The sequence below is a fragment of the Streptomyces sp. NPDC006197 genome, assembly GCF_040613865.1.
Lineage (GTDB): Bacteria > Actinomycetota > Actinomycetes > Streptomycetales > Streptomycetaceae > Streptomyces.
The window spans coordinates 11,891-26,986 of sequence record NZ_JBEXSZ010000031.1 but is presented as its reverse complement, the minus strand read 5'-3'; the positions used below and the strand labels follow the sequence as shown (position 1 = coordinate 26,986).

Below are 15,096 nucleotides of genomic sequence, written 5' to 3'. Positions count from 1 at the left end.
AATACTACCTGGTCCCGAGGGGTGCTTCCGACCACCCCACCGGGCCCCCTCTCCGTATGCCTCAGATCGCCAGCGAGAGCACCACCGGGGCGGCCCTGCGGTTGAGCGTGTCCGCCGCCGCGCGCAGCCGGTGGGCGTGCTCGATCGGCAGGGAGAGGGCCAGGCAGCCCACGGCCGAGCCCGCCGTCAGCGGGACGGCCGCGCAGACCGTGCCCACCGCGTACTCCTGGAGGTCGAGCACGGGGACGGTCGCCGGCTGGCTGTCGAGCTTCGAGAAGAGGATCCGCTCGCTGGTGATCGTCCGGGAGGTCAGCCGGGCGATCTTGTGCCGGGAGAGGTGGTCCCGGCGGCCGTTCTGGTCGAGCTGGGTGAGCAGGCACTTGCCGACCGCGCTGGCGTGCGCGGCCGAGCGGAAGTCCACCCACTCGTTGACCTTGGGCGTGCGCGGGCCGTCGGCGAACTGGGTGATCTTCACCTCGCCGTCGATGTACCGGCTGATGTAGACCGCCGCGCCGACGGAGTCCCGGAGCTCGGTCAGGGTCTCCTGGAGCTTGGCCTCCAGGGCTTCGCGGCGGGTCAGGCCGGAGCCGAGGAGGACGAGGGAGTCCCCGATCACGTACGCGCCGTCGGCGACCTGCTCGACGTACCCCTCGCGGCGGAGCATGAGGAGCAGCGAGGACAGGTGGGCGACGGGCAGGCCGGTCTCGCGCGCGATCTGGACGTCTGTCACTCCGCCACCGTGCCGTGAGACCGTCTCGAGGACGCGCAGGGCGTATTGCACCGAGTGGAACGGCGCGGTGGGCTCGGGCTTCAGCGCCACGGTTTCCCCCTACCAGGTTGTGACCGCAAGCTTTCGTACCACGATAACCGCCAAGGACCCTTTACGGGGCGGCTGTTGGCGAGAATGATGCGGCGGACCGGGCCTCTGGGCTGGGGCGCGACACTCTGGCATATGCCCACGTCATGAGTGGTGCGCAGAGCCTCAGGTCAGGGCCGTGCGCGGCGGTGCCGGCGTCGGTGTTCGGCCATCGGCGAGCGGCAGAAATTTTCCGCCCGCGACGGGACGGAATAAGCGGAGACACCCTCCTGTTGTCGTCCTGACGTATCCGCACGCGTGCCGAGGAGGGTCCCGACGGTGACCGACGCTATTCGAGGAGAGGCGCGGGGCAGCGCGCCCGTGCCGCTGTCCGTACTGGACCTGGTGACCGTCGGCAGCGGGCGGACCGCGACCCAGGCGCTCGCCACGAGCGTCGAGCTGAGCCGGCTCGCCGAGCGGCGCGGCTTCCACCGGCACTGGGTGGCCGAGCACCACTCCATGCCCGGGGTCGCCTCCTCTTCCCCGGCCGTGATCCTCGCCCACCTCGCCGCCCACACCCGGCGCATCCGGCTCGGCTCGGGCGGCGTCATGCTGCCCAACCACGCCCCGCTCGTCGTCGCCGAGCAGTTCGGCACCCTGGAGGCCCTCGCCCCGGGCCGGGTCGACCTCGGCCTCGGCCGCGCCCCCGGCACCGACGGCGCCACGGCGGCCGCCCTGCGCCGGTCCGACACCCTTGCCGAAGGCGCGGACGACTTTCCGGAGCAGCTGGCCGAGCTGACCCGGTTCCTGGACGACGACTTCCCCGACGGGCACCCGTACGCCCGGATCCACGCCGTGCCGGGGCCGGTGCAGGGCCCGAAGGGGCGCCCGCCGATCTGGCTGCTCGGCTCCTCCGGCTTCAGCGCCCGTCTCGCCGGTCTGCTCGGACTGCCCTTCGCCTTCGCCCACCACTTCTCGGCCAGGAACACGATCCCGGCGCTCGACCTCTACCGGGACTCCTTCCGGCCCTCGGTGGTCCTCGACGCCCCGTACGCGATGATCGGCGTCTCGGCGTTCGCGGCCGAGGAGGCGGCGCAGGCCCGCCGCCAGGTCCTCGCCGGCGCGCTCGCGATGCTGCGGCTGCGCACCGGCCGGCCGGGTCTGGTGCCGACGCCGGAGGAGGCGGAGGCGTACGGGTTCAGCCCCGCCGAGCGGGAGTTCGTCGACGGCTGGCTCGCGAACGTCGTGTACGGCACGCCGGACGAGGTGCGCGTCGGTCTGGACGACCTGCGGAAGCGGACGGGCGCGGACGAGCTGATGATCACGGCCAACGGACACGGCGGCGCGGAGCGGGTGCGGAGCTACGAGCTGATCGCCGACGCGTACGAGCTGCCGGAGCTGCCGGAGCTGCCGGAGTCGCCGGAGCTTCCGGAGCTGCCGGAGTCGCCGGAGGCCTAGGGGGTCTGGCGGCCTGGCGGTCCGGTGGCCTGGTGGCCGAAAATCCCGGGGCGTTGGTTCAGCGCCGAACGAACCACGCCGTCGTCCTAAGCGAACCTTAAGCCGCTCGTCACCGATGGTGGCGGGCGGTTTCCTTTTGTGCTCCACCTCTCTGACAAGGGCTTTCTCCATCGGATTGGTCTAGTCCTCAATCTGGTTCAGACCATTGACGAGCTGTTCACGCGGCGGATATCACTGCTCCAACTTCCGTACCGCCACCCCCTCCCGGAGGCAGCACGTGCACCCCCGCAAGCCCTTGATCGCCGCGCTCCTCAGCTCGGCCCTCGCCGCCGGCGCCCTCGCCGCCACGGCCGGACTCGGCTCCGCCCAGGCCGCCGAAGCCGGCACCACCGCCTCCACGGGCGGCGTGAAAATCGCGTACTACGACCAGTGGAGCGTCTACGGGAACGCCTTCTACCCGAAGCACCTCGACGAGCGGGGCATCGCGGCGAACCTGGACGTCATCAACTACTCGTTCGGGAACATCCACCCGACCGACCTCACCTGTTTCGAGACCACCAAGGCCGCGGGCGACGACAACAACCCCAACGCGGGTGACGGCGCCGGCGACTCGTACGCCGACTACCAGAAGTCCTTCTCGGCGGCGGACAGCGTCGACGGCGTCGCCGACAAGTGGGACCAGCCGATCGTGGGCGTCTTCAACCAGTTCAAGGAGCTGAAGGCGAAGCACCCCAAGCTGAGGATCAACATCTCGATCGGCGGCTGGAGCTACTCCAAGTACTTCTCCGACGCGGCCAAGACCGACGCGAGCCGCAAGAAGTTCGTCGCCTCCTGCGTCAAGCAGTACATCCAGGGCGACCTGCCCGTCGAGGGCGGCTTCGGCGGCCCCGGCGCCGCGGCCGGCATCTTCGACGGCATCGACATCGACTGGGAGTACCCCGGCTCGCCCGACGGCCACCTCGGCAACCACTACGCCCCCGAGGACAAGCAGAACTTCACGCTCCTGCTCGCCGAGTTCCGCAAGCAGCTCGACGCGTACGGCGCGGCCCACGGCGGCAAGAAGTACCTCCTGACCGCCGCCCTGCCGGCTGGCCAGGACAAGATCAAGAACATCGAGACGGACAAGATCGGCGCGTACCTCGACTACGCGAACATCATGACGTACGACATGCACGGCGCCTGGGACGGCGACGGGCCCACGTACCACCAGTCCCCGATGCACTCCGGCACGAACGACCCGACCGACGTCATCAAGCCGGGCACCGAGAAGTACTCGATCGAGAACGCGATCGACTCCTGGATCGACGGCAAGCCCGCCTACGGCATCACCGGCGGCTTCCCGGCGAACAAGCTGACCCTCGGCTACGAGTTCTACTACCGCGGCTGGAAGGGCGTCCCGGCCGGGACCACCAACGGCCTCGCGCAGACCGCGACCGGCGGCTCCAACGCCCGCCCGCTGAGCCAGGCGGCCGGCATCGCGTACTACAAGGAGCTCGGCGGCATCGTCGACAACCCGGCGGCCACCTTCTGGGACGACCAGGCCAAGTCCGCGTACTTCTACAAGGACGGCGAGTTCTTCACCGGCCTGGACAAGCGCACCGTCCAGGCGCGCGCCGACTACGCCCACAACCGCGGCCTGGCCGGCGCGATGATGTACTCGCTCCTCGGCCTCGACGCCAACGCGACGCTCTTCAAGGACATCGTGACGGCGGTCGGCTCGTCCCCGACGACCCCGACCACCCCGCCCACCACCCCGCCGACGACGGGGCCCACGACCCCGCCGACCACCACGCCGCCCACCACCCCGCCGACGACGCCGCCCACGGGCTGCACCGCCCCGGCGTACGTGGCCGGCCAGGTCTACACCGGCGGCTCGCTCGTCTCCCACAAGGGCCGCACCTGGAAGGCCCAGTGGTGGACGCAGAACGAGGAGCCGGGCACGACCGGCGAGTGGGGCGTCTGGAAGGACCAGGGCGCCTGCTGATCCCCCTCGCCGAATGAACCACTGCCCCCGCCCGGAACGTCCCTCCGGCCGGGGGCAGTTCCATGCCTCCGCCGCTATACGGGAAGTGGCTCCGTGCCGATCAGCTCGGCGATGCGGTCCGGGGCCACCGCCCGCGAGTACAGCCAGCCCTGCCCGGTGTCGCAGCCGATCCGGCGCAGCCGGCTGGCCTGTCCGGCCGTCTCGACGCACTCCGCGGTCACGGTGAGGCCGAGCCGGTGCGCCAGGTGCACGAGCGCCTCGACGATCAGTTCGTCCGCCGGGTTGGCGTGCTCCTCGTCCTGGAAGCCCCGGACGAAGGAGCCGTCCAGCTTGAGCACGGAGACCGGCAGCCGGCTCAGATAGGCGAGGTTCGAGTAGCCGGTGCCGAAGTCGTCGATGGCGATCCGCACGCCCATGTCGCTCAGTGCCTGGAGCGCCTGGAGCGGCCGGCCGTTCGAGCCCATCACCGCGGACTCGGTCAGCTCCAGCTGGAGCAGGTGCGGCGCCAGACCGGTCTCCGCGAGGATGCCGGCCACGTCCGCGACCAGGTCGGAGTCCCAGACCTGGCGGACCGCCACGTTGACGCTGACGAAGATCGGGCGTTCGCGCGGATGGTCCTTCTGCCACTGCCGTGCCTGGCGGCAGGCGGTGGCAAGGACCCACCGCCCCAGCTCCACGATGGAGCCGTCCTCCTCGGCGATCCCGATGAACCGATTCGGCGCGAGCGAGCCGAACTGCGGGTGGTTCCAGCGCACCAGCGCCTCCACCCCGCGCACCGCCCCGTCGGCCAGGTCCACCAGCGGCTGGTACTCCAGGGCGAACTCCCCGCGCTCCACGGCCGGCCGCAGGGTGGAGGAGAGCGACTGCCGGGTCATCCGGTGGGCGTTGCGCTCCGGGTCGAAGAGCGTCCAGCGGGCCTTGCCGTCCGCCTTCGCCCAGTACAGCGTGGTGTCGGCGGCCTGCATCAGGGCGGTCGCCGTCGTCCCGGGCGCCGCGCGCTCGACCACGCCGATCGAGGCGGAGACCGAGAGCCGCTGGCCGCCCAGGTCGAAGGGGCGCTGCAGCGCGTCGAGCACCGAGCGCGCCAGGTCCGCCAGTTGTTCCGTGCCGGTGGAGTCCTCGACCAGGATCGCGAACTCGTCGCCGCCGAGCCGCGCCACGAGGTGGCCGCCGTTGCGGGTGTAGCCGTCGCTGTCCGCGCACTCCGTCAGCCGGGTGGCGACGGCGGCCAGGAGCCGGTCGCCGACCCGGTGGCCGAGGGTGTCGTTGACCGCCTTGAAGCCGTCGAGGTCCAGGTAGCAGAGACCGATCCGCCCTGTTCTGCCATAGCCGTACGACTCGTATGGCTCATATGACTCATGTGACTCGTGCGACCGGGGGGAGTCCTGGGAGCCGTACTGCGCGCGGGCCTCGGCGGCTGCGACGTCCTGGGCCGCGATCTCCAGGGCCGCCGAGAGGCGCTCGAAGAACAGTGCGCGGTTGGGCAGCCGGGTCACCGGGTCGTGCATCTGGAGGTGTCGCAGCCGGGCGTGGAGCTCGCGCCGCTCGCTGATGTCCGCGATCGACAGCAGGACGCGCCGGCTTTCGGGCACGGGGGCGACGGTGACCTCGGCCCACAGCGAGCGCCCGTCGGCGTGCTTGAGGCGGCGGGTGCAGCGGAAGCGGGAGCGGCGGCCGCCGAGCACCTCGCGGTAGGCGTGCCAGGTGCGGCCGTCCGAGGCGAGGTCGACGAGGTCGGCCGCGGCCTGCTCCCGGAGCGCCGCGGGCTCGGTGCCGAGGAGGGTCCCGAAGGAGTCGTTGGCGGCGATGACGACCCCGTTCTCGTCGATCACGGCCATGGCGAGCTGGGCGACCCGGAAGGCGGCGCGGTAGTCGCGGAGTTCGGCCGTCCGGCGCGCGAGGTGACGCTCCGTGAGTGCGGGTTCGGCCGCGTGTGTCTCCGCCGGCTCTGGGTGCACCGGTCCTTCGGGGGTTCCGCTCACCGCTCGCTCCCGTGTGCAGTCGGGCCGGTCACATGTGGTCGGGATGGTCGGCCAAGGAAGAGTGAGCCGATCATAGAGCCAGCCGGGGGAGCGTTCCAGCTCCCAGGCGTCCGCGAGGGGCCTCCGGCGCTGTGAGGCTGCCCACCGGGCCGCCCCGCCCGATCGTTTCTGCGCGGGTCTGACACGGGCCGTCGAGGGCATGACCGAATGTGACTTTCCGTGAGCTGAAGCGCGCTCGTGTCGCGTCGACCCCGTGGCGCGCCCTCACCCGACCGGGGCAGCGGAAACATGCGAAACGCCGCGAACCATCACAAGGTGGGTGGGGTGTCCCGCATTCCCGATCCGGAGGTCCACGTGAGGGCTCAGCAGCCACCCGGGGGAGTGGAACGCCCACGGCTGCGTGCCGGCGCGGCGGCCTTCACCGCCCTCGCCGCACTGGCCGCCACGGGGCTCGTCACGGGCCCCGCCGTCGGCGCGTCCCCGGCGATCCCCTGCGCCCTGTCCCGTACCGCCGCCCACCACTCGCTCGGCCTCGACACCTGGAACAGCTCCTACCCCCGGCCGAACCGGGACCTCGACGCGGTCATGATCTTCCTGTCCTTCCCGGACTCCGCACCGCTCACCGAACCGGCCGAACTCGCCGCCGACCACTTCCCCGCCACCAGCGAGTACTTCGCCCGCGCCTCCTACGGACGCTTCACCCTGCGCCCGCACACCCGGCCCGCCTGGACCCCGATGCCGCACGCGTCGGAGGAGTACGACATACGGCGGGACTGGGACGCCGGGAAACGGGCCGCCTACCTCCGCGACGCGATCGCCGCCGCCGACGAGGACGTCGACTTCTCGCGGTACGACATCGTCTACCTGGTCGCCGACCCGGACGCGCCCGGCGTGGACTCCGACGCGACCAAGGTCGTCAACCTGGAGCACCCGCTGGAGGCCGACGGCACCGAGATCAAGCGCGTCGTCACCGTCTTCGAGCGGCACCCGCCCGACCGCAACGTCCTCGCCCACGAGACCGGCCACGTCTTCGACCTGCCCGACCTCTACCACCGGCCGGTGGACGGCAAGGGCGACTGGGACACCCATGTGGGCGACTGGGACGTCATGGGCAGCCAGTTCGGACTCTCCCCGGACCTCTTCGGCTGGCACAAGTGGAAGCTCGGCTGGCTCTCCCGCGCCCAGATCACCTGCGTCCAGGGCTCCGGCTCCCGGCTGGTCAGCCTGGAGCCGGTCGACGCCCCGCCCCCGGCCGGCGGCACCCTCGGCACCCGGCTCGCCGTCGTCCGCACCGGCCCCGACAGCGTCCTGGCGATCGAGGCCCGGAGCAGCGCCGGGAACGACGCCGACACCTGCACCGAGGGCGTGCTCGTCTACCGGGTCCGCAGCAGCGCGGCCTCCGGCGACGGCCCGGTCGAGGTCGTGGACGCGCACCCGGCCACCCAGGCGTGCGCGGACCGCTCCGTCTACCCGCCGCTCGCGGACGCCCCCCTGGAGGAGGGCGAGACCCTGACCGTGCCCGGCACCGGGGTCCGCGTCGAGGTCACCGACCGCACCGAGGCGGGCGTCTGGACGGTGAAGGTCACTCCTCCCGGAAAGGCGTGACCCGGAACACGAAGAAGCCCCTCGCTTCCGCGAGGGGCTTCTTCCGTCTGTGCGCCGCCAGGGACTCGAACCCCGGACCCGCTGATTAAGAGTCAGCTGCTCTAACCAACTGAGCTAGCGGCGCCTGCTGACGTCGTAGACATTAGCACCCGGATCGGCGGGAGGAAAAATCGATACCCGCACGTCGGCGGCGGAGGCCGCCCGGACGGCCCGCACACAGGCCCAGAGCACGACCTCGGGGCCGGGCAGCCACGGGTGCCGGGTGTCCGGGGCCACCAGCCAGCGGGGCCCGGCGGAGCCGGACGGCGCGAGCGCCGGCACGGTCACCGCGTCCCCCAGCCCGTGGCAGAGCGGCCGGGGGACCGCCTCGCCCCATTCCTCCCAGTCGAGCAGCGCCGGCAGCCGCTGGGCCGTCCCCGGCGCGGCGAACAGCATCATCCGGCCCCGGTGCGTCGCGACGGGCCCCGAGCCCGGGCCCTCCTCCCACAGCCGGTCCAGCATCCGGCGCCCGAAGACCGGATCCACGTTGACGACGTCGAAGACCGTCCCGCAGGGCAGCGCCGCCGGGGAGCCGGAGCGGGACTCCCAGCGGGCGAGCGCGGCACCCTCGCGGCCCCCGGCGGCCGAGGCGAGCCAGGCGGCCCCGTCGGCGGTCACCCGGGCCGTCTGGTGCCGTCCCTCGTCACCCTGCCGGAGGAACCGGAAGATGTCGTGCGGGGTCTCGTCGCGCAGCCAGGTCGTCATGGATCCAGGTGTACCGGGCGTGACGAGACGATCGCCGAGGGTTCGCGGAATCCCGGACAGGAGGGGCGGCGGAGGAGTATCGTGCCCCCTCGGCATATGCCAGGGGTGCTTTTTCGGTCAGACGTACGCCTCCGAGCCACGCGGGCCCACCGGACCGCCGGGCCGACGCGCCGGACCCGCACGCGTACACGTACGGCCGCCCCGCCGCCCGCCCGGTCCTCCGCCGGCCGGCCGTACGCCTGCTCAGTCCTCCGTCGGCTGTCCGTTCGTCCGGATCAGGTCACGGCCGAACTCGATCATCTTCCGGGCGTAGTCCTCGGTCCACGCCGCCCGCTCGGCGACGTCCGCCGCCGTCAGCCGGTCGAACCGGCGCGGATCCGCCAGCTGCGCGGCCGCGATCGCCTGGAACTCGGTCGCCCGGTCCGTCGCCGCCCGGAACGCGAGCGTCAGCTCCGTCGCCCGGGACAGCAGCTCGCGGGGATCCTCTATCGACTCCAGGTCGAAGAAGTGCTCCGGATCGGCGGTCGCCTCGGCAGGCTCGAAGATCAGCGGTGCCGGCCGAAGCCGCCGCTGTGCGCTCCGCTCCGCGGGTTCCGCCATCGTCCTTCTCCTCCTCGCACAGGCACGGCCCGGACTCCCGGGCCGTCTTCCATTGTCCCGCGTCCCGCAAGAGCGCGAATCTTTCCCCGTACGCCCCCGCAGTCCCTCCGGGCCCCGGTTTCGACCCGGGCGGGACGGGTCACGGCGTCCAGGTCACCCGGTGTTCCTCCAGGTGGGAGGGGGCCGCGTGGTCCGCCCCGGAGGCGGTGGGCATCGCCCGCGCCGTGACGGAGTCCAACCCCGTTGTCACCGCGAACAGTTCGCTGCCAGCCGCACGCTCCGCGGCGAGGCACGTGAATCCGGCTCCGGTCCAACCCGGTTGACGGCCGCTTCACCGGAACCGGCCTGATCCTCACCCGGCCGAACTCACCCTGAAAACCTCGGTGGTCGATTCACGGAGGGGCTGCTCACGGTTCTCGTCGGGCCCTTCACGGCGTGATTCGACCTTCAACTTTTCAGCCCGCTGACGCATTCAACTTCCTTTGAGGCCGTTCCCTCTTGACGCCACGAGGAGGCAAGGAGAATCGTGGAAAGCGAGCCTGTGATTCGTCATAAGCCAGGTGATGCACCATGCAAGTCGCCCTCCGCAAACGCACCGCCCTAGCCGTGTCCGGCTTCGCGCTCTGCGGTGCCCTCGCCGCACCAGCGGTCATGGACGTGGTCTCCATCGTGACGGATACCCAACAGACCCAGGTCGACGCCGCGAGGAAGAAGCCGAAGAAGCCGCCGCGGCACTAGTAGGCCCAGGTCACGCCGAGAGCAAGAAGACGAGAGCAAGAAGAGAAAGAAACCCAAGACCCACCCACAGAGCCGGGGCGTGCTCATGTATCAGCCATGCCCCGGCAGCCCTTCCCCCAAAAGCCCTCGCGGGCGCCGCCCGAGCCTCCTCGGCGCCCGCCTCACGGCGTCCAGGTCACCCGGTGTTCCTCCAGGTGGGAGAGGACCGCGTGGTTCGCCTCCCAGCCGTCGGGGAACGAGACCGCGACCCCCAGTCGCACCGGATCCGTCGACGGGTGCTCGTCGAGGAGCTCCGCCACGCCCGCCCGGCACACCACGATGCACGCGTGCCGGTGCCGGGAGGCCAGCACGCACAGCCGGCCCGTCTCCAGGTGGAACGCGGTCGCGTCCGGGCGCCCCGACAGCGGGTGCAGGACGACCGTCACGTCGTACTCGCGGCCCTGGAGCCGGTTCGCGGTGTCCACCGTCACGCCCGTCACCCCCAGGTCCGCGAGCGCCGCCCGGACCGCCGCCGCCTGGTCGCGGTGGGCGGTGCCGACGGCGACCCGGTCCGGGGTGAGCGGGACCGGGGTCTCCGAGCGCTCCGAGACCGCCGCGCCGCCCCGGTCCAGGAGCCGGCGCACGACCAGGGCGATCGCGCCGACCGCCTCGGGGTCGGTGCGGGGGGTGTGCCGGGCCGGGAGTTCGAGCAGGCCCCAGCCGGACTCGGCGGCCTCGTCGAGGACCCGGTCGGCACCGGAACCGTCCGAGGGCACCCCGAAGGAGAGCCTCCGGTCCCCGTGCCCGGTGCCGCTGCGGAACGGCGTGTACGGGTAGAAGGCGTCCGACACCAGCGGCGCCGCCGTGGCCGGCAGCCGCCAGGAGACCGGCAGCCGGTGCTGCGGCAGCTCCGGGTTGTGCGCGAGCAGCGTGGAGACGGCGCTCGCCGACGGGTCGTACGTGAGCCCCGCCCACTGCTCCGCGCCCACCACCGAGAACGGGTCGAGCTGCCCGGGGTCGCCCACGAACAGCGCCCGCTCGAAGAGGCCCGCCACGGCGAGCAGCGCGTCCGAGCGCATCTGGTACGCCTCGTCGACGATCGCGTGCGCCCACGGCTCGACGTTCTTCACGTGCCCCCATTTGGCGGCCGTGGACAGGACGACCGGCAGCCCGGTCAGCTCGCCGGCCTTCGCCGACTTCCGTACGTTGGCCAGGTCGTCGAGCGCCTTGTCGTACGGGTCGGAGTCGTTCGAGTGCAGCCGGCCGACCTCCAGATCCGGCTCCTTCTCGGCGAGCCGCAGCACCAGGTCGTCCACCTGCGCGTTCGTCTGGGCGACCACCATCAGGGGGCGCCCGGCGGCGGCCAGCTCCAGGGCGGCCCGGACCACGAGCGTCGACTTGCCGGCACCCGGCGGGGAGTCGACGACGACGCCCCGCGCGGTGCCGTGCAGGGTGTCCGCCAGGATGGCGGAGGTCGCGCGGGCGGCCTCGGCGGACGGGTCGAACACGGTCACGGCAGGTCCTCGCGGGTCACGGCGTCGAACAGGATCACGGCAGGTCCTCAGGGGTCACGGCGTCGAACACGGTCACAGGACGTCCTCCGGCGTCACGGCGTCGAACACGGTCACAGCACGTCCTCCGGCGTCACGGCGTCGGGCAGTTCCACGGCGTCCGTCCGGGGCGGACCGCCGTGTGTCCAGGGTGTCTCCTCCGGGTCCGGCAGCTTCGGTCCGACCCGCTGGTCGTGCTCGAACAGCGTCCAGGCGATCCGCTCGCCCTTCTCCGGCACCGAACCCTCCGCGGGCTCCCTGGACCGGCCCATCCGGTCCAGGATCCGCAGGATCAGCGAGCCGTCCTCCTCGTACCGCACGAACTCCGCCGCCTGCGGCTTGCCGTCCAGCGAGCGGTAGACCTTCACCTTCTCGCCCAGGTGCGGCCGGTCGTCCGTGCGGACCGTGACGAGCGGGCGCGGCGCGGGCCGCTTCGACTCCGTCCACGCCATCGTCACCTCGACCACCTCGGCCGAGAAGGCCTCGCCCGCGAGCCGCCGCCCCGCCAGGACCAGCGGATCGTCCAGGGCCTCCTGCGCCTCCAACTGGCCCTGCGCCTGCTCGCGGGCGGCGAGCTTCGAGGCCGCCGTCACGGCGTCGTCCCGGCGCGGCTGCGGCGGCTCGCCGGCCGCGACCCGGTCCCGGTGGCCGGTGAAGGACCAGCGGTCGCGGGTCCAGCGGTCCTCGACCCGGGCGCCCTCCGGCAGCTCCCGCAGCAGCTCGACCGCCCGCCAGACCGCGTCCCAGGTCGGCTTCAGCTGCGAGGCGATCAGCCGGCGCAGCTCCCGCTCGGCCCGGTGCAGCTCGGCGAGGCCCGTGTCGGCGCTCTCGCCGTCCTCGGCCGCGCCGAGCGCCTGCCGGGCCCGGTCGTACCGCTCGATCGCGGGCGCCAGGAGCTTGTTGTCGAAGGCCGGGTCGGTCGCGGGTCCGGCCGGCGGGCACAGCAGCTGCCCCTGGGCGTCCCGGCCGACCTCGGCCCGCAGCGCCCCCTCCGGGCCCGACTCCCCGTCCCGCGGGTCGATCCAGGCGAGCAGCGCGCCCAGGTGCTGGTCCTCCAGGGACGACTGGCCGGTCGCCCAGTGCCGGTTGAGCAGGTCCGTCGCCGCGAGGAGCAACGAGGAGCCGGGCACGCGGGCCCGCTCGCCGAAGTGCGTCAGCCACCGCCCGAGCAGCGGCACCCGCGGCGGCGCGGGGAACGGCGTCTCCGGGTCCTGCTCGGCCGTCCGCCGGAACCGCGTCGACCGCCCGAGCAGCCGCACGTACTCGATGCCCGCCCGGCTCGGCACGATCAGCTGCGGCGCGTCGGCGCACAGCTCGACCTCGACCTTCACCTTCTTGCCGGTCTCCGGGTCGACCTCGTTCCTCTCCGCCGCCTCGACGACGTCCGTGAACGAGTCGACGTACGGCAGGATCTCCTCGGCCAGGTCCGCGAGGAACGCGAACCGCAGGTCACGGTCGCGGGGTTGCGGCACCACCAGGAGCCGCGGCTCCTCGGGATCGGTGCCGACCAGCGCGCCCAGCGGGGCGCCCGCCTCACCGGCCGTCGTCAGCGGCACGAGGACCAGCGGCCGCGCGGACAGCCGCCGGTGCCGGACCGTGGCGAGCGGCTGCGCCCGGCCCGACTCGACGGCCTCCATCCGGGCGAGCGTGGAGATCAGCGACATGCCGCCACCCCCGCCAGGGCCTCGTCGCGCAGCGCCCGCGCCCGGCGCAGCGCCGCCACCGCCGGGTCCTCCGGGTCGCCCTCCTCGCCGCGCGCCGCCGCCAGGACCGCGCCGACCGTCGTCAGACCGCCCAACTCCCCCCGTACGGAACGGCCCAGGGTCTCCACCGCGCCCGCCTCCCGGGAGCGCGCCCGGCAGTGGAAGGCCAACTCGCAGGCGGCCAGGCACTCCGGCGCGTACTGATGGGGCACGCACTCCACGGCCGCCGTCAGCTCCTCCGCCGTCCGCTCCACCACGTCGAAGCTGATGCCCTCCGGCAGGGCCCGCGCGATCTCGTCGATCCGCGTCAGCCGGGCCAGCTGACGCCGGGTCACCGACCGCTGCTTGCGCACGTCGACCACCGAGGCCGCCGGCACGTTCGAGAAGTCCTTCGGGCAGACGAGGAGCACCGACTGCGCGACCCGCGCGCCCTCCGTACGGGCCGCCACCCGCTCCAGGGCCAGCACGTACACGGCGGCCTGGCGGGCCGCCGCGCCCACCTTCGCCGCGTCGGCCGAACCGTCGATCATCGGGAACGACTTGATCTCCACCACCGTCCACCCGCCGTCGGGGTGCACCACCACCGCGTCCGGCTCCAGGTAGACGGGGGAACCGGCGACCTCCAGGGCGAGCAGCGGATGGTCGAGCAGCGCCCACGCCCCGGCGCCCGTCGCCTCCCGCAGCGCGAGCGCCGTGCGCGCCACCCGCCCCTCGGGTCCGGCCGCCGCCAGGTCGGGCACGGACACCTCGCCCGGCTCCTCCACGCCGATCAGGCGCAGCAGTTCGCGCCCGCCGTCCGCCTTGACCTTCGCCTCGAAGGAGTTGCCCCGCACGATCGCGAACTGCGACTGCCCGAACGGCGCGGGCGAGCCGAGCTTCGCGGCCAGCGCCGACTTGTCGACGCCGGCGCCGTCGAGGACGGCCCGCCGCTTGCAGCCCGGGTTGGCCGCGAGCGCCGCGAGGGCTCGGGCGTCCAGCGGACGCGGCACGACGGCCGGTCCGCGCAGCTCAGCGAGCAGTTTTCTGCTTGTCGTCTGCGGTGCTCGGGACGGACCGCTGTCCAGGGATGCGCTCACCCGCGGAAGTCTCCCATCCGCCACTGACAACCGGGAGCGCTTCCGGTGTCGTACGGACCCTGTCGGCGAGCCGCAGCGCGTACGGGGCGAGCAGCAGACCCGCGCCCATCACGGCCGCCCCGGCGACCGCGTCGAGCAGGTAGTGGTTGGCGGTGCCCATCACGACCAGCGCCGTGACCAGCGGATACGCCATCCCGAGGGCCTTGGTGAGCGGCGTCCGCCCGTACCGCCACAGCATCGCCCCGCACCACAGCGCCCAGCCGACGTGCAGGCTGGGCATCGCCGCGTACTGGTTCGTCAGACCGCCGAGCCCGCGTGGCGCGCTGGCCTCGCCGCCCCACCAGCCGTACGCGCTGAAGTGCGCCATCGTGTCCGTGAAGCCGTGGGCCGCGTCGAGGAGCCGGGGCGGGCAGGTCGGCAGCAGCGTGAAGCCGACGAGGCCGAGCAGGGTGGAGAGCATCAGCCAGGTGCGGGCGGCCCGGTAGTGCGCGGGGCGGCGGCGGAAGAGCCACACCAGGACCGCCGGGGTCACCAGGTAGTGCAGCGAGGCGTACGCGAAGTCCGCCGGGACCCCGAGCGCGGGGACGTCCGTGAACAGCCGGTTCAGCGGGTGCTCGGCGTCGATCCCGAGGCCCTCCTCGAACCGCAGGAGCGCGAGCCCGTGCGTCACGGCCGAGGCCTCGTCGCCCCTCACCAGGAGCCGCCCGCCCGAGTAGGCCGCGTACACGACGGCGATCAGGGACAGCTCCGCCCACCAGCGTGGCTTGCGCATGAACGAGTCCCCCAGTCGGTGATCGGCCCGGGGGAGGGGACGCGGGGCGGCCCCCGGGGGTTGCCCGGACGCCACCGCGCATTCACGTCGGCGATGATGGGAGGAGGCA

The 15,096-nt window shown here is 72.8% G+C and carries 12 protein-coding genes and 1 tRNA gene; 4 read left to right on the top strand and 9 right to left on the bottom strand.

Annotated elements, in window-relative coordinates; genetic code table 11:
- Positions 1–61: 61 nt before the first annotated feature.
- Entirely contained in the window at positions 62–820 is a 759-nt protein-coding gene (locus ABZ318_RS12800) for an IclR family transcriptional regulator C-terminal domain-containing protein (protein WP_017237127.1), read from the bottom strand.
- Positions 821–1,135: 315 nt separating this feature from the next.
- On the opposite strand from ABZ318_RS12800, the gene ABZ318_RS12795 reads away from it, so the two are divergent.
- Positions 1,136–2,254, top strand: a complete 1,119-nt coding sequence (locus ABZ318_RS12795; protein WP_356902488.1) for an LLM class flavin-dependent oxidoreductase — start codon at positions 1,136–1,138, stop codon at positions 2,252–2,254.
- A gap of 277 nt (positions 2,255–2,531) precedes the next feature.
- A complete protein-coding gene (locus ABZ318_RS12790) occupies positions 2,532–4,238 on the top strand; it encodes a glycosyl hydrolase family 18 protein (RefSeq protein WP_356902487.1) in 1,707 nt (568 codons plus the stop codon).
- 74 nt (positions 4,239–4,312) lie between these two features.
- On the opposite strand, the gene ABZ318_RS12785 is transcribed toward ABZ318_RS12790, so the two are convergent.
- A complete protein-coding gene (locus tag ABZ318_RS12785) occupies positions 4,313–6,220 on the bottom strand; it encodes an EAL domain-containing protein (protein WP_356902486.1) in 1,908 nt (635 codons plus the stop codon).
- A gap of 354 nt (positions 6,221–6,574) precedes the next feature.
- On the opposite strand from ABZ318_RS12785, the gene ABZ318_RS12780 reads away from it, so the two are divergent.
- Positions 6,575–7,825 carry a M6 family metalloprotease domain-containing protein gene (locus tag ABZ318_RS12780; RefSeq protein WP_356902519.1) on the top strand — a complete coding sequence of 417 codons (1,251 nt, stop codon included), beginning with the start codon at positions 6,575–6,577 and terminating at the stop codon, positions 7,823–7,825.
- 50 nt (positions 7,826–7,875) lie between these two features.
- On the opposite strand, the gene ABZ318_RS12775 is transcribed toward ABZ318_RS12780, so the two are convergent.
- The 3 genes from ABZ318_RS12775 to ABZ318_RS12765 form a co-directional block, all read right to left on the bottom strand.
- Positions 7,876–7,949: transfer RNA gene (locus tag ABZ318_RS12775), tRNA-Lys, on the bottom strand.
- Entirely contained in the window at positions 7,940–8,569 is a 630-nt protein-coding gene (locus ABZ318_RS12770; RefSeq protein ID WP_356902485.1) for a hypothetical protein, read from the bottom strand. Before ABZ318_RS12770 ends, ABZ318_RS12775 begins: the two co-directional genes overlap by 10 nt.
- Positions 8,570–8,812: 243 nt before the next feature.
- Positions 8,813–9,169 (bottom strand): hypothetical protein, encoded by a 357-nt coding sequence (locus ABZ318_RS12765; protein ID WP_030693847.1) that lies wholly within the window; start codon positions 9,167–9,169, stop codon positions 8,813–8,815.
- A gap of 570 nt (positions 9,170–9,739) precedes the next feature.
- Here ABZ318_RS12765 and ABZ318_RS12760 point away from each other — a divergent pair.
- The gene (locus ABZ318_RS12760) at positions 9,740–9,907 is read left to right on the top strand and encodes a hypothetical protein (RefSeq protein WP_356902484.1); all 168 of its coding nucleotides are present in this window, start codon (positions 9,740–9,742) and stop codon (positions 9,905–9,907) included.
- A 161-nt stretch (positions 9,908–10,068) separates the two neighbouring features.
- On the opposite strand, the gene ABZ318_RS12755 is transcribed toward ABZ318_RS12760, so the two are convergent.
- From ABZ318_RS12755 to ABZ318_RS12740, 4 genes are all read right to left on the bottom strand, one after another.
- Complete coding sequence (locus ABZ318_RS12755; RefSeq protein ID WP_356902483.1) at positions 10,069–11,400, bottom strand: AAA family ATPase; 1,332 nt, start codon at positions 11,398–11,400, stop codon at positions 10,069–10,071.
- Positions 11,401–11,510: 110 nt separating this feature from the next.
- Positions 11,511–13,100 (bottom strand): hypothetical protein, encoded by a 1,590-nt coding sequence (locus tag ABZ318_RS12750; protein ID WP_356902482.1) that lies wholly within the window; start codon positions 13,098–13,100, stop codon positions 11,511–11,513.
- Complete coding sequence (locus tag ABZ318_RS12745; RefSeq protein WP_356902481.1) at positions 13,091–14,215, bottom strand: hypothetical protein; 1,125 nt, start codon at positions 14,213–14,215, stop codon at positions 13,091–13,093. The genes ABZ318_RS12750 and ABZ318_RS12745 overlap by 10 nt, the downstream gene beginning before the upstream one ends.
- A complete protein-coding gene (locus ABZ318_RS12740; RefSeq protein ID WP_356902480.1) occupies positions 14,148–14,987 on the bottom strand; it encodes a phosphatase PAP2 family protein in 840 nt (279 codons plus the stop codon). The genes ABZ318_RS12745 and ABZ318_RS12740 overlap by 68 nt, the downstream gene beginning before the upstream one ends.
- Positions 14,988–15,096 lie beyond the last annotated feature (109 nt).

What these genes read in the sequence shown, in the direction of transcription:
- ABZ318_RS12770 (WP_356902485.1), bottom strand. Translation starts at nt 8,569, where the DNA reads ATGACGACCTGGCTGCGCGACGAGACCCCGCACGACATCTTCCGGTTC.
- ABZ318_RS12765 (WP_030693847.1), bottom strand. Translation starts at nt 9,169, where the DNA reads ATGGCGGAACCCGCGGAGCGGAGCGCACAGCGGCGGCTTCGGCCGGCA.
- ABZ318_RS12760 (WP_356902484.1), top strand. Translation starts at nt 9,740, where the DNA reads ATGCAAGTCGCCCTCCGCAAACGCACCGCCCTAGCCGTGTCCGGCTTC.
- ABZ318_RS12750 (WP_356902482.1), bottom strand. Translation starts at nt 13,100, where the DNA reads ATGTCGCTGATCTCCACGCTCGCCCGGATGGAGGCCGTCGAGTCGGGC.
- ABZ318_RS12740 (WP_356902480.1), bottom strand. Translation starts at nt 14,987, where the DNA reads ATGCGCAAGCCACGCTGGTGGGCGGAGCTGTCCCTGATCGCCGTCGTG.